General features: G+C 71.9%; 11 protein-coding genes. 6 read left to right on the forward strand and 5 right to left on the reverse strand.

From position 1 onward, the window contains the following. Nucleotides 1-213: 213 nt before the first annotated feature. Complete coding sequence (locus IM770_RS11500) at nt 214-1,680, forward strand: ABC transporter permease (protein ID WP_203581275.1); 1,467 nt, start codon at nt 214-216, stop codon at nt 1,678-1,680. A 53-nt stretch (nt 1,681-1,733) separates the two neighbouring features. Beyond that, the gene (locus IM770_RS11505; protein ID WP_203581387.1) at nt 1,734-2,459 is read left to right on the forward strand and encodes an ABC transporter ATP-binding protein; all 726 of its coding nucleotides are present in this window, start codon (nt 1,734-1,736) and stop codon (nt 2,457-2,459) included. A 9-nt stretch (nt 2,460-2,468) separates the two neighbouring features. Here IM770_RS11505 and IM770_RS11510 read toward each other — a convergent pair whose 3' ends face one another. Further along, nucleotides 2,469-3,458, reverse strand: a complete 990-nt coding sequence (locus IM770_RS11510) for an SDR family oxidoreductase (protein WP_203581276.1) — start codon at nt 3,456-3,458, stop codon at nt 2,469-2,471. A 175-nt stretch (nt 3,459-3,633) separates the two neighbouring features. Here IM770_RS11510 and IM770_RS11515 point away from each other — a divergent pair, with 175 nt between their 5' ends. Continuing rightward, the gene (locus IM770_RS11515; protein ID WP_203581277.1) at nt 3,634-4,977 is read left to right on the forward strand and encodes an FAD-binding oxidoreductase; all 1,344 of its coding nucleotides are present in this window, start codon (nt 3,634-3,636) and stop codon (nt 4,975-4,977) included. A 125-nt stretch (nt 4,978-5,102) separates the two neighbouring features. On the opposite strand, the gene gnd is transcribed toward IM770_RS11515, so the two are convergent. From gnd to IM770_RS18060, 3 genes are all read right to left on the reverse strand, one after another. After that, entirely contained in the window at nt 5,103-6,530 is a 1,428-nt protein-coding gene (gnd, locus tag IM770_RS11520) for an NADP-dependent phosphogluconate dehydrogenase (protein ID WP_372430672.1), read from the reverse strand. 359 nt (nt 6,531-6,889) lie between these two features. Continuing rightward, entirely contained in the window at nt 6,890-7,402 is a 513-nt protein-coding gene (locus IM770_RS11525) for a gluconokinase (RefSeq protein WP_203581278.1), read from the reverse strand. A 94-nt stretch (nt 7,403-7,496) separates the two neighbouring features. Next, nucleotides 7,497-7,619: a hypothetical protein gene (locus IM770_RS18060; protein ID WP_275403153.1), complete on the reverse strand. Its 123-nt coding sequence runs from the start codon at nt 7,617-7,619 to the stop codon at nt 7,497-7,499. A 257-nt stretch (nt 7,620-7,876) separates the two neighbouring features. Between IM770_RS18060 and IM770_RS11530 the strand changes: the two genes are divergently transcribed. Then, the gene (locus tag IM770_RS11530; RefSeq protein WP_203581279.1) at nt 7,877-8,521 is read left to right on the forward strand and encodes a 50S ribosomal protein L25/general stress protein Ctc; all 645 of its coding nucleotides are present in this window, start codon (nt 7,877-7,879) and stop codon (nt 8,519-8,521) included. Between the two features lie 103 nt (nt 8,522-8,624). Continuing rightward, a complete protein-coding gene (gene pth / locus IM770_RS11535; RefSeq protein ID WP_203581280.1) occupies nt 8,625-9,209 on the forward strand; it encodes an aminoacyl-tRNA hydrolase in 585 nt (194 codons plus the stop codon). A 21-nt stretch (nt 9,210-9,230) separates the two neighbouring features. On the opposite strand, the gene IM770_RS11540 is transcribed toward pth, so the two are convergent. Continuing rightward, nucleotides 9,231-9,863 carry a hypothetical protein gene (locus IM770_RS11540; protein ID WP_203581281.1) on the reverse strand — a complete coding sequence of 211 codons (633 nt, stop codon included), beginning with the start codon at nt 9,861-9,863 and terminating at the stop codon, nt 9,231-9,233. Between the two features lie 95 nt (nt 9,864-9,958). Here IM770_RS11540 and mfd point away from each other — a divergent pair, with 95 nt between their 5' ends. After that, the gene (gene mfd, locus IM770_RS11545; protein WP_203581282.1) at nt 9,959-13,576 is read left to right on the forward strand and encodes a transcription-repair coupling factor; all 3,618 of its coding nucleotides are present in this window, start codon (nt 9,959-9,961) and stop codon (nt 13,574-13,576) included. Nucleotides 13,577-13,674: the final 98 nt, after the last annotated feature.

Genomic DNA, 13,674 nt, shown 5'->3' on the forward strand with positions numbered 1-13,674 from the left:
TGAAATCCGCGGCCATCTCCCGTTTCGAATCGCGCACTTGGCGCTTCTGGCGGCTCGCGAACCGCCAAGTGCGCGAATCGAACGGGGGGACGGATGCCGGGGCTCCCGGCATCCGTTCTCATAAGCTCCGCATAGCTCTTCCTGGCGCGGTGCATGACGACCGTTCGTAGCGTCGCTGCGACGGCCGGCACACCGCCCGCCAGGAGGAGACCCATGTACCTGACCTATCTGCGGCGGGAGCTGGCCGGCCGCAAGAAGCAGACGATCATCGTGGCCGCGGGCCTCGCGATCGCGATCGCGCTCGTGATGATCGTGAACTCACTGGCCGCGGGCGTGAGTGCCGCGCAGGCCCAGGCCCTCGAGTCGGTCTACGGCGTCGGCACCGACCTCACCGTCACGGGCGCGCAGGCCGAGCCCGGCCAGGGGGGCGGGCCGCGATTCGAGTTCGGCGAGGACGGCGGGGAGACCGCCGAAGACGGCACCACCGAGCTCAGCCAGTCCCGCCTGATGACCGACTTCCTGCGGGGCACGCTGGAGGCTTCCACCGTCGACACCGTGACCGGCGTCGACGGCGTCGACGCCGCATCGGGGGCGCTCAGCCTCACCAACTCCACGTTCTCGGGCGAGCTGCCGCGGCGGCCGGCCGAGGGCGACGAGGGCGACGTGGTGCAGGGGCAGCCGCCGCAGCAGGGCGAGGGCGGCGGCTTCGGCGGCGGCTCGTTCGACATCGATTCGTTCACCGTCCTGGGCATCGACCCGGCCGCAGACGCGGTCGGCCCGCTCTCCGCGGTCGAGCTCACCGACGGACGAGGCCTCGAGACCTCCGACGAGGGCGAGTACGTCGCGGTGCTCGACGCCACCTACGCCACCACGGCGGAGCTCGCCGTGGGCGACACGCTCGACGTCGGCGGCCAGGACTTCGAGATCGTGGGGATCGTCGCCTCGACCTCGGACGAGGCCGACACCGCCTCGAACGTCTACATCCCGCTCGGCGTCGCGCAGGAGCTCTCCGGCGCGGGAGACGTGCTCTCCACGATCTACGTCCAGGCCGAGTCCTCCGCCGCGATCGCCTCGGTCCAGGCGGCGCTGCAGGAGGAGCTTCCCGACGCGACGGTGAGCTCGCAGTCCGACCTCGCTTCGACGGTCTCCGGATCGCTCTCCAGCGCCTCAGCCCTCATCACCAACCTCGGCACGTGGCTCTCGGTCATCGTGCTGGCGGTCGCACTCGTGCTCGCGGTGCTGTTCACCATCTCAGGGGTCTCGCGCCGCACCCGCGAGTTCGGCACCCTCAAGGCCATCGGGTGGTCGAACGGCCGCGTGGTCGGACAGGTCGCCGGCGAGTCGGCGGTGCAGGGCATCATCGGCGGCGTCGTCGGAATCGTCATCGGCCTCGCCGGCATCGTGGCGATCAACCTCATCTCGCCGACGATCTCCACCACGCCCTCGACCGAAGGATTCCCCGGCGGCGACGGCGGTGCGTTCCCCGGCGGACGCGGCGGCGCGTTCGGCCCGGCGATGGCTCAGGCCACCACCGACATCGTCCTCTCCGCGCCGATCACGCTGTGGGTCATCGCCGCCGCCGTCGGCATCGCGGTGCTCGGCGGCCTCGTCGCGGGCGCGTTCGGCGGCTGGCGCGCGGCACGGCTGAGCCCGGCCGAAGCCCTCCGGTCGATCGGCTGAGGCATCCGATGTCCACCACCCCCTCCACCCACCCCACGACGGGAGAGAACGTCATGACCATGATCGACACCCAGCCCGCAGCGGCACCGGATGCCGCGCCCCGCGCGCTCTACCGCCTCGAGGGCGTCACCCGCACCTATACGCCGAAGGGCCGCGTGGTGAAGGCGCTCGCCGGCGTGGACCTCACGATCGACGCGGGCGACTTCGTCACCATCCAGGGGCCGACCGGCGGCGGCAAGTCCACGCTGCTGCAGCTTCTCGGCGCGCTGGACCGTCCCACGACCGGGTCGGTCCACCTCGGCGAGATCGACATCGCGACCGCGAGCAGCCGGGAGCTGAGTCGCATCCGCGCGCACGAGATCGGCTTCGTGTTCCAGGGTTTCAACCTGATTCCGACCCTCACCGCCCACGAGAACGTCGACATGGCGCTCGAGCCGCTGGCGCTGCCGAAGGAGGAGCGGGCCGCGCGGGTCACCGAGGCCCTCACGCACGTGGGCCTCGCCGAGCGCGCCGACCACCGCCCCGGCGAGCTGTCGGGCGGTCAGCAGCAGCGCGTCGCGATCGCGCGGGCGATCGTCAAGCGGCCGCGCGTGCTCCTCGCCGACGAGCCGACCGGCAACCTCGACGAGAGGATGCGCGACGAGATCCTCAGCGTGCTGCAGTCGCTCAACGACGAGGGGCTGACCCTCATCGTCGTGACCCACGACTCGGCGGTCGCCCGCCGCGCGCACCGGCGCCTGCGCCTCGACAAGGGCGCGGTGCGCGACATCACCCGCTGACGTCGGGCGTCAGCCCGCGGAGCGGGCATGGGCCGCGAGGCGATCGAACAGCGCGTCGCGGCCCTCGTCCACCACCTGGGCCTCGGGGTTCGCGTCGTGGTACGCGAGGATGCGCCGGGCGCCCTCGTCGAACGTCACCGTCGTGCGGAACTCCGGCACGAGCTCGGTCACCTTCGACACGTCGAAGACCATCGAGTGCGCCTTGTCGCCGATGAGCGTCGGACCGAGCTCGGGCTCGAACGCGGCGATCGTGTCGGAGGCGACGTGCACGAGGTCGGGCGATGCGACGCCGGCGGCGTCCGCGAGCCAGCCGTAGATCTGGTTCCAGGTCGGCGCGTGCGTGCCGGTGATGGTGAAGGCCTCGCCGATGGCTGCGGGATTGCCGAGGAGGCCGGTGAAGGCGACCGCGAAGTCGTCGGAGTGCGTGATGGTCCACAGGCTCGTGCCGTCGCCGTGGACGATCACCGGCTTGCCAGCCCGCATGCGGGCGATGTCGGTCCAGTGGCCGATGGTGGGCAGCATCCGCTCGTCGTACGTGTGCGACGGCCGGACGATCGTCACGGGCAGGCCGCGCTCGCGGTGGGCGCCGACCAGCACGTCTTCGCACGCGATCTTGTCGCGCGAGTACTGCCAGAACGGGTTGCGCAGGGGCGTGGACTCCGTCACGGGCAGCCGACGGGGCGGCTTCTCGTACGCGGATGCCGAGCTGATGAACACGTACTGCCCGGTGCGCCCCTCGAACAGGTCGAGGTCCGTCGCGACGTGCTCGGGCGTGAACGCGAGGAACTCCGCGACGACGTCGAAGCGGCGGTCGCCGATCGCGGCGCGCACCGCGTCGGCGTCGCGGATGTCGGCCTCGATGAGCTCGACCTCGGGCGGGAGAGGACGCCGCGCGCTGCCGCGGTTGAGGACGGCGACCCGGTGTCCGAGGGAGATGGAGCGGCGCACGCACGCCGCGCTGATGGTTCCGGTGCCGCCGATGTAGAGGATGCTCGTCACCCTCGCGAGCCTACGCCGCACCGGCGACGGGGCGGCGCGCGCCGGGCCGGGCGCCGGGCGCCGGGCGCGGGTGCGGGGATTCGGGCATGGGCGCCGCGCCGGGTCGTCGCCGGTTTCCGGGCCGGTCGCGACATCGCCCTCGCCAATGTCGGCGGAGCGCCCTAGCGTGTCCGTCATGAGCAACGACGAACTCAGCGGCGGTGCCGTCGGCACCGTCATCCGTCCGGGCGATCCCGAGTGGGAATCCGCCCGCCGCTTCCACTCCGGCATCGGAACCCCGGCCGCCGTCATCCGCGCGGCGACGGTCGACGACGTGCGCGGCGCCCTGCGCTACGCCTCGGCCGAGCATCTCGACGTTATGATCCGCGGCGGCGGGCACAGCGCCTGGGGCGGCGTGCCCGGCGGCCTCACCCTCGACATCTCCGCCCTCGACGACATCGAGGTCGACGGCACCCGCATTCGCATCGGCGGGGGAGCACAGTGGGGCGCGGTCGCCCACGCGCTCGCCGAACGAGGGCTGGGCATCAGCTCCGGCGACACGGCCTCCGTGGGCGTCGGCGGCCTGACGCTCGGCGGCGGCATCGGATGGATGGTCCGGGCGTGGGGGCTCGCGGCCGACCAGCTCGTGGGAGCCCAGCTCGTCACGGCGCGCGGCGAGGTGGTGGAGGCCACGGATGCCTCGCACCCGGAGCTGCTGTGGGCGCTGCGGGGCGGCGGGGGCAATTTCGGCGTCGTGACGCGATTCGACTTCGAGGCGCATCCCCTCGACGGCGTCGTGCATGCCGTGTACGGGATCGACGGCGACGCCCGCCCGATCCTCCGTGCGCTGCGCGATCTGATGGCCGATGCTCCCCGCGATCTCACCGTCACCTACATGGACGTGCCGGCGATGGACCCGAGCGCCCCCGCGGGCGCGTCGATCACCGCGGTGTGGATCGGCACCGACGAAGAGGCGGCGCGGCGGGCCCTCGCCCCGCTGGCGGGTGCTCCCGGAGTGTCCGAGCGCGAGTTCGGCGTGCAGGAGTACCCCGATGTGCTGCTCGAGGCGCCGGAATTCGACCCCGAGCAGCCGATGCCCGGCTTCGTGGGAGGCAACGCGCTGCTGACGGCGCTCGACGACGACGCGATCGACCGGCTCGTGACGTTCCGGGAGCAGCACCCGGCGTCGGTCGCGTTCCTGCGGTCGCTCGGCGGGGCGTACGGCGACGTCGCGCAGGAGGATTCCGCCTTCCCGGGCCGCGCCGCGACGTGGTTCGCGATGGCCGGCGCGTTCGATGTGCCGGGCATGCTCGACGATCAGTCGCGTGCCGCGGCTGTCGACGCCTGGGAGGCGATCGAGGCGAAGGGCTGCGGCGTCTACGGCAACTTCTCGGTCACCACCGAGGCCGAGTTCGCCGAGCGGATGTATCCGCCGGCGACGATGGCGCGCCTCGCCGCAGTCAAGCGCGAGTGGGATCCCGGCAACGTGTTCTGCCGCAACCACAACGTCAAGCCCGGGTCGGACGGCCAGGCCGCCTGATCGCGCGCGCCCGAGCAGGCTGCCGGGGTCTCGGACGGGCAGGGCGGGGCCGAGGTGATCGGCGCCACGAGACGCCGAAGGCGGGGTCCCCTGAGGGGATCCCGCCTTCGGACGTGTGCGACGCGTCAGTGCGTGTCTTCGGCCTCGATCTCGGTGCGGTCGCCCGACCACAGGGTGTGGAAGGTGCCTTCCTTGTCGATGCGCTTGTAGGTGTGCGCTCCGAAGAAGTCGCGCTGGCCCTGGATGAGGGCGGCGGGCAGGCGCTCGGCGCGGAGCCCGTCGTAGTACGACAGCGACGACGAGAACGCGGGGGCGGGGATGCCCGAGCCGGCGGCGGCCGACACGATCCGTCGCCACGCGCCCTGGGCACGGCCGAGCGCCTCGACGAAGTACGGCGCGGTCAGCAGCACCGGCAGTTCGGGCTGCGCGTCGTACGCCTCGGCGATGCGGTTGAGGAACTGCGCGCGGATGATGCAGCCGGCACGCCAGATCTTCGAGACGGCACCGAGGTCGATGGTCCAGTCGTATTCGGCGGCGCCGGCGCGGATCTCGTCGAAGCCCTGCGAGTAGGCGACGATCTTCGAGGCGTAGAGCGCGAGGCGCACATCCTCGATGAACGCGTCGGCGTCGTCGACCTGCAGGCCCTCCGAGGGACCGGGGAGGTCGCGCGAGACCTCGCGCTGCTCGGGGTGCGACGACAGCGAGCGCGCGAAGGTGGCCTCCGCGATGCCCGACACCGGCACGCCGAGCGACAGCGCGGTCTGCACGGTCCAGGCGCCGGTGCCCTTGGCGCCGGCCTGGTCGAGGATGACGTCCACCAGCGGCTTGCCGGTCTCGGCGTCGACCTGGCGGAGCACCTCGGCGGTGATCTCGATGAGGTAGGACTCGAGCTCGCCGCGGTTCCACTCGGCGAAGACCTCGGCGATCTCGGCGGGGGACTTGCCCGTACCGCGGCGGATGAGGTCGTAGGCCTCGGCGATGAGCTGCATGTCGGCATACTCGATGCCGTTGTGCACCATCTTGACGAAGTGGCCGGCGCCGTCATGACCGACGTGGGTGACGCACGGCTCGCCCTCCGCGACCGCGGCGATCGACTTGAGGATCGGGCCCAGCGTGACCCACGACTCGTCAGAGCCGCCGGGCATGATCGACGGCCCGTTCAGCGCGCCCTCCTCGCCGCCCGAGATGCCGGCGCCGACGAAGTTGATGCCGGTCTCGCGGACCGCCTTCTCGCGGCGGATGGTGTCGGTGAACAGCGCGTTGCCGCCGTCGACGATGATGTCGCCCGGCTCGAACACTTCGATGAGCGAGTCGATGACGGCGTCGGTGGGGCGGCCGGCCTTGACCATGATCACGGCGGTGCGGGGCTTCGTGAGCGACGCCGCGAACTCCTCGTACGTGAACGCCGGCACGAACTCGGCTTCGGGGTGGGCCTCGGTCAGCTCGTCGGTCTTCGACCGGCTGCGGTTGTACACCGCCACGGTGTTGCCCTCGCGCGAGGCGAGGTTGCGGGCGAGGTTGGACCCCATCACCGCGAGGCCCACGACGCCGATGTTCGCCGTCGCGGCGGCCGCCGACTCCGGTCCCTCGGGTTCGGGGGTGGGACGCTCGACGTCCTCCGGCGCCGGTGCGGCCTCATGCGCCGTCGTCGCCTCGTCAGGAGCCTGGTCCTGATCCGTCGAGATGTTGGTCTGGGCCGGGCTGTCGGTCACTGTCGGGTCGTTCGAGGACACACGTGCTCCTGAGGTTGAATCGTCGCTTTCAGCCTAGAGTCTGGCGCGTTCGTGTTACACGGCATGGCCGGGTGCTCACGCCGGGACGCGGTCGGATGTGAGCTGGGGGCCCGGGGCGCGCCGGCTCGCGGCTGATGCAACGAGCCTAGCCGGGCCGATTCGGACGGACCGGCTAGGCGTCAGCGGCTTTCGAGTCCGAGTTCCGACGCGATGACATCGGCCTGCTGGTCGGGAGCCAGCGCGAGGTCGACGTCGAGCGCCCGCTCGTCGGGGCCGGGAGCCTCGAGCGTGGCGAACTGCGAGTCCAGCAGCGCGGGCGGCATGAAGTGGCCCTGGCGCCGCATCATGCGCTCGAAGACGACCGCTGGGTCGCCCGTGAAGTTCACGAAGGTGACGTTCTCTCGGCGCAGGATGTCGCGGTACGAGCGCTTGAGCGCCGAGCAGGTCACGATCCCCGGCTCTCCCGCCGCGCGACGCTCGTCGATCCACTCGGCGATGAGCCGCAGCCACGGGATGCGGTCGTCGTCGGTGAGGGCGTGCCCCCGGCGCATCTTCTCGACGTTCGCGGCGGGGTGGAGGTCGTCGCCCTCCTGGAAGGCCCAGCCCAGCCGCCCCGACAGCATGGCGCCGACCGTCGACTTGCCGGTGCCCGACGGTCCCATGAGGACGAGGATCGGTGCGTTGGTGGTCATGTGCGACTCCGCGACGGATGCCGGGGCCCGATCGTGTGGCCGGCGGCGCGCCGCGGCAACGAGCCCGGTGAGGCTTCGGGTGGGACGGTGGGGCTCAGTCCTTACGGTACCCCTGGCGGCCGAGGCTCCAGAAGGCGAGGACCGTGCCCAGGGCGCCGACGGCGGCCATGGCGCCGATGAGCCAGAGAAGAGCGTGGCTCCAGAAGCCGTAGTCCATGGGATCCTCCGTGGTGAGCGGGAAGCAGTGCGTTCCTCATCGTAGCGGGGGCGCTGGTAGACTCGTGTCGAACTTCGGCGAGGGATGCCTCGCGCCCGTCGATCGCGGCGGGCTGCGGCATCCGTGATCGACGCGGTGATGCCGGCCCCGACAGGCTTTCCTCACGCGCTCGCGTTCGAGTCGAAAACACCCACATACCAGGGCCCGCCGCCGCGCAGGCCGATCATGAACGGGCCCCGCGCCCGCAAGGAGAACCCATGTCCACTGAGGTCGACACCAAGGTCCAGGCCGAGCTTCGCGAGAACTTCGGCAAGGGCTTCGCCCGCCGCCTGCGCGCCGCCGGCAAGATCCCCGCCGTCATCTACGGCCACGGCACCGACCCGGTGCACGTCGCGCTGCCGGGCCACCAGGTCTCGCTGCTCGTCCGCCGCGCCAACGCCGTGCTCGAGCTCGACCTGGCCGGCAAGGAGCAGCTCACGCTGGTCAAGGACGTCCAGAAGGACCCGGTGCACCAGATCATCGAGCACATCGACCTCCTCGTCGTGAAGAAGGGCGAGAAGGTCCAGGTCGAGGTTCCCGTCGTCGTCAACGGAGAGCCCGCGCCCGGAACCATCGCCAACCTCGACGCGCAGACGATCACGCTCGAGGTCGAGGCCACCCACATCCCCGAGCACGTCGAGGTCGACGTGGAGGGCCTCGAGGAGGGCACCCACATCACCGCCGGCGACCTGAAGCTGCCCAAGGGCGCCGCCCTGGTCGCCGACGCCGAACTGCTCGTCGTGGCCATCTCGGTCCCGGCCGCGACGCTCGCCGCCGAGGACGAGATCGCCGAGGCCGACGCCGAGGTCGCTGCCGAGCAGTCGGAGGCGTCGGGAGAGGCCGAGCAGGCCGACTCCGAGTAATCGGACTCGATCTCAGAGCGAGGGGGTGCGGTCGCCGCACCCCCTCTTCTCGTCTCACCACGGTCCGCGCGGCATCGACGCGGGCTCGGGCAGGATGGATCACATGGCAGAGACCTGGCTGATCGTGGGCCTCGGCAACCCCGGGCCCCGGTACGAGCTCACGCGGCACAACGTCGGCCAGCTCGTGGTCGACGAGCTGGCGGGCCGGCGCTCCGAGACCTTCAAGGCGCACAAGGCGAACGCGCGGGTCGTCGAGACCTGGCTGCGCCCGGGCGGCGCGAAGCTCGTGCTCGCCAAGCCCAACACGTTCATGAACGTCTCGGGCGGCCCTGTCGCCGGTCTCGCCAAGTTCTACGGGATCGCGCCCGACCACGTCGTCGTCGTGCACGACGAGCTCGACATCCCGTTCGACACGATCAAGCTCAAGGTGGGCGGCGGGCACGGCGGCCACAACGGCGTGCGCGACGTCGCCAAGGCGCTCGCCACGGCCGACTTCCCGCGGGTGCGCGTGGGGATCGGGCGGCCGGCGGGCCGCCAGGATGCCGCGGACTGGGTGCTCGACCCGTTCGGCACGACAGAGCGCAAAAACCTTCCGATCCTCGTGGGCGACGCCGCCGACGCGGTCGAGCAGCTCGTCGCAGAGGGTCTGCTCGCGGCGCAGCAGAAGCACCACGCCCCCCGCGTCTGACCCGCAGGGGCGCGCGTCGGATCAGCTGCCGATGCCGCTGCCGGCGGTGAGCCCGGCGGTCAGGAAGCCCTGCACGACGATGCCGTAGACGATCGGACCGAGCGCCGCGATCACGACGGCGGCGATGCCCGCGCCCCGTCCGCGCCCGCTGATCATCGCGATCACGCCCTGCACGAGCGCCCACAGGCCGAGCACCGTGCCGGCCCAGAAGGCGACCTCGCCGGTCAGCACCCAGTCGCGGACCGGCGCCAGCACCGACCAGTCGAAATCCGCGTCGAACGGGCGGGTCGTGATCTCGCGTCCGGCGCCCAGTCCGATGCTGTAGGCGGCGATGCCGCCGACGACACCGGCGCCGACGGTCGCCACGAGCGCCAGCACGAGCGCGACGAGACCGAGTGCGCCGCCGCGGCGGACGGGAGCGGGACTGCCGTAGGGGGAGACGGATGCCGCGCCCGCGGCGTCGTAGTCCGGCACCGGTGCGCCCGTGCCCAGGGCCGGGACGCCCGGCGCGTAGCCGGCGGGCGGCGCGTAGCCGGCCGGTGGCACGTAGCCGGGGGGCGGCGCGTAGCCCGGGGGCGGCGCGTACGCGCCCGCCGGGGGAGCGGACCATCCCGTCGGGGCAGGCGGGTGCGGGGGCACGTCGGGCTCACTCACACGCTCATCCTAGGAGTGGCCCCCGCCCCCACGACTCGCCCGGCGGACGGCGACGCACCGAATCCGATGTCGCCGCCGGCAACTAGACTCGTCCGGTGACAGTTCCCGGGATCGTGCGCGCCCTCGAACAGGCTGAACCGTTTCGGGATGCGGTGGCGGCGGCATCCGTCGATGCCGACTTCTCGCTCGTCGAAGGGCTCGATGCTCCGCTCCTCGCGGCCCTGCTCGAGAGACGCCGCGCCGCCGGCAAGCCGCCGGTGGTGCTGCTCGTCGCGCCCACGGGCCGCCGGGCGGAGTCGCTGGGCCCCGCCCTCGGAGCGCTGCTGCCGGGCGCCGAAGTGCTGCACTTCCCCGCGTGGGAGACCCTGCCTCACGAGCGGCTGAGCCCCAGCGCCGAGACCGTCGGAGCGAGGCTCGAGATCCTCGCCCGCATCGCCGAGTGGGACGCGCAGACCCCGCTCGTGATCACCGCGTCGGTGCGAGGGGCGATCCAGCCGCTCGCCGCCGGGCTGACCGACGTGCCGCCCGTCGAGCTCGTCGTCGGCGGTCGCGGACATGACCTGGGCGACGTGTCGGCGCGCCTCGTCGAGCTGGCGTACCACCGCGTCGACATGGTCTCGCGGCGCGGCGAGTTCGCCGTGCGCGGTGGCATCCTGGATGTGTTCCCGCCGACCGCGCCGCACCCGTATCGCGTGGAGTTCTTCGGCGACGAGGTCGACGAGATGCGGGCGTTCTCGGTCGGCGACCAGCGCTCGCTCCCCGGCGAGGTGCGCGAGGTCACGCTGCGGCCCAGCCGCGAGCTGCTCCTCACCGACGCCGTGCGCGGCCGCGCCCGCCAGCTCAAGGACGAGTTCCCCGGCCTCGCGGGCATGCTCGAGAAGATGTCGGAGGGCATCCCGGTCGAGGGCATGGAGTCGCTCCTGCCTGCCGTCGTCGACCGGCTCGTGACGCTCGTCGACTACCTGCCCGAGGGGTCGGCGGTGGCGCTCGTCGATCCGGAGCGCGCCGTGACCCGCGCCATCACGCTCGGCGAGACCAACCGCGAATTCCTCGATGCCGCGTGGAGCGCCGCGACCGCGGGCGCCAGCACCCCGGTGGATCTCGGCGCGGGCGACTTCCTCACCCTGCCCGAGCTGCGCGAGGCAGCGCGCGACCGCAGCGGCGTCTGGTGGACCCTCAGCGCCTTCGATTCAGGGCAGGCGGATGCCGCAGCCGAGGGCCTTCTCGACGACATCGACGTCGCGCTCGAGGCCGCCGCCGCCATCCGGGTTCCGGGCGCGGCCGTGCCGTCATTCCAGGGCAACGTCGAGGGCGCGACCCAGCACGTCGGCGCCCTGCTCGCCGACGGCTGGCGGGTCGTCGTCGCGGCGTCCGGCGCCGGGCTCGTGGAGCGCGCCCGCGACGTCCTCGCCGAGCGCGGCATCGCCGCGCGCAAGGTCGACGACGTGCTCCATGCCCCTGAGCCGGGCATCGCCCACATCGTGCTCAGCGCGCTGGAGCGCGGGTTCGAGGTGCCCGAGGCGAAGCTCGCGGTCATCACCGAGTCGGAGTTCTACGGTCGCACGATCGGCGGCGACAACCGCGTCGTGAAGAAGCTCGCCTCGCGGCGCAAGGCCGTCGTCGACCCGCTCAAGCTCACCGCGGGCGACTACGTCGTGCACGCCACCCACGGCATCGGCAAGTTCGTCGAGCTCACTCAGCGCGAGGTGTCCAGCGGCGGTCGCAACGCGGTCAAGAGCGTGCGCGAGTACCTGGTGCTCGAGTACGCGCCGTCCAAGCGGGGCTACCCCGGAGACAAGCTGTTCGTGCCGACCGACCAGCTCGACCTGCTGTCGCGGTACGTCGGCGGCGAGGCGCCGAGCCTGTCGAAGATGGGCGGCAGCGACTGGGCGCAGGCCAAGAGCAAGGCGCGCCGCGCGGTGCGCGACATCGCCGTCGAGCTCGTGAAGCTCTACTCGGCCCGCATGGCCGCCAAGGGGTACGCCTTCGGACCCGACACCCCGTGGCAGCGCGAGCTCGAGGAGGCGTTCCCGTTCGCCGAGACGCCCGACCAGCTGCAGACGATCGACGAGATCAAGGCCGACATGGAGAAGCCGATCCCGATGGACCGGCTGCTGTCGGGTGACGTCGGCTTCGGCAAGACCGAGGTCGCCGTCCGCGCCGCGTTCAAGGCGATCCAGGACGGCAAGCAGGTCGCGATGCTGGTGCCCACGACGCTCCTCGTCAAGCAGCACCTCGAGACCTTCACCGAGCGCTTCGCCGGCTTCCCCGTCAAGGTGCGCCCGCTGTCGCGCTTCCAGACCGACAAGCAGGCGCGCGACACGATCGCCGGGCTCACCGACGGCACCGTCGACATGGTCATCGGCACCCACCGCATCCTCACCGAGAAGGTCCTCTTCAAAGACCTCGGGCTGATGATCATCGACGAGGAGCAGCGCTTCGGCGTCGAGCACAAGGACCAGCTGAAGAAGCTCAAGACCAACGTCGACATCCTCGCCATGAGCGCGACCCCGATCCCGCGCACGCTCGAGATGGCGGTCACCGGCATCCGCGAGATGTCGACGCTGCAGACCCCGCCCGAGGACCGGCATCCGATCCTGTCGTACGTGGGTCCGCGCAACGACAAGCAGATCGCGGCGGCCATCCGGAGGGAGCTCCTGCGCGAGGGGCAGATCTTCTACGTGCACAACCGCGTGCAGTCGATCCAGCGGGTCGCCTCCGAGCTCGCCGAGCTCGTGCCCGAGGCGCGGATCGCCGTCGCGCACGGGCAGATGGGCGAGCACCAGCTCGAGCAGGTCGTCGACGACTTCTGGGAGCGCAAGGCCGACGTGCTCGTCTCGACCACCATCATCGAGACCGGCCTCGACATCGCCAACGCGAACACGATCATCATCGACCGCGCCGACAAGTACGGCCTGAGCCAGCTGCACCAGCTGCGCGGGCGCGTGGGTCGCGCGCGCGAGCGCGCCTACGCGTACTTCCTCTACGACGACATGAAGCCGCTGAGCGAGACGGCTGCCGACCGGCTCGAGACCATCGCCGTCAACAACGACCTCGGCTCGGGCATGCAGGTCGCCCTGAAAGACCTCGAGATCCGCGGCGCCGGCAACCTGCTGGGCGCCGAGCAGGCCGGGCACATCGCCGGCGTCGGCTTCGACCTCTACCTCCGCATGATCGGCGAAGCGGTCGCGACCTTCCGCGGCGAAGAGACCGAGGGGCCGACCGAGCTCCGGCTCGAGCTGCCGGTGCAGGCCCGCATCCCCGAGTCGTACATCGACAGCGAGCGGCTGCGCCTCGAGGCGTACCAGAAGCTCTCGGCCGCGGCGTCCGTCACCGCCCATGCCGACGCGATCGACCTCGTGATCGAGGAGCTCAGCGACCGCTACGGCGAGCCGCCGTCGGAGGTCGAGGGCCTGCTCGCCGTCGCCCGCCTCCGGCGCCGCGCGGCCGCGGCCGGCCTCGCCGACGTCGTCGCCATGGGCCCCAACCTGCGGATCGCGCCGGCGAACCTGCCCGACTCGATGCGCGTGCGGCTGCAGCGCCTGCACCCCAAGGCGAAGCTCGTGGCGGGGGGCGAGGCCATGGTGGTGCCGCTCCCGTCGGCCGGCGGCGAGCCGCTCGGCGACGACGAGCTCATCGCGTGGGTCGCGCAGCTGATCGACCAGCTCTGGCCGGTGAAGAGCGCCGAGGCGGATGCCGCCGCCGGCGCCTGACGCGAACACCCCGCCGCGTTCGTGCTCGGCTCGGCCGGCGGTCGCCGTCCGCGGGATCAGGAGATCTGGCGGAGACAGGACGATCCGCGACGGATCGA

This window comes from Microbacterium hibisci (genome assembly GCF_015278255.1).
Classification (GTDB): domain Bacteria; phylum Actinomycetota; class Actinomycetes; order Actinomycetales; family Microbacteriaceae; genus Microbacterium; species Microbacterium hibisci.

What these genes read in the sequence shown, in the direction of transcription:
- IM770_RS11500 (WP_203581275.1), top strand. Translation starts at nt 214, where the DNA reads ATGTACCTGACCTATCTGCGGCGGGAGCTGGCCGGCCGCAAGAAGCAG.
- IM770_RS11505 (WP_203581387.1), top strand. Translation starts at nt 1,734, where the DNA reads ATGACCATGATCGACACCCAGCCCGCAGCGGCACCGGATGCCGCGCCC.
- IM770_RS11515 (WP_203581277.1), top strand. Translation starts at nt 3,634, where the DNA reads ATGAGCAACGACGAACTCAGCGGCGGTGCCGTCGGCACCGTCATCCGT.
- IM770_RS11525 (WP_203581278.1), bottom strand. Translation starts at nt 7,402, where the DNA reads ATGACCACCAACGCACCGATCCTCGTCCTCATGGGACCGTCGGGCACC.
- IM770_RS18060 (WP_275403153.1), bottom strand. Translation starts at nt 7,619, where the DNA reads ATGGACTACGGCTTCTGGAGCCACGCTCTTCTCTGGCTCATCGGCGCC.
- IM770_RS11530 (WP_203581279.1), top strand. Translation starts at nt 7,877, where the DNA reads ATGTCCACTGAGGTCGACACCAAGGTCCAGGCCGAGCTTCGCGAGAAC.
- pth (WP_203581280.1), top strand. Translation starts at nt 8,625, where the DNA reads ATGGCAGAGACCTGGCTGATCGTGGGCCTCGGCAACCCCGGGCCCCGG.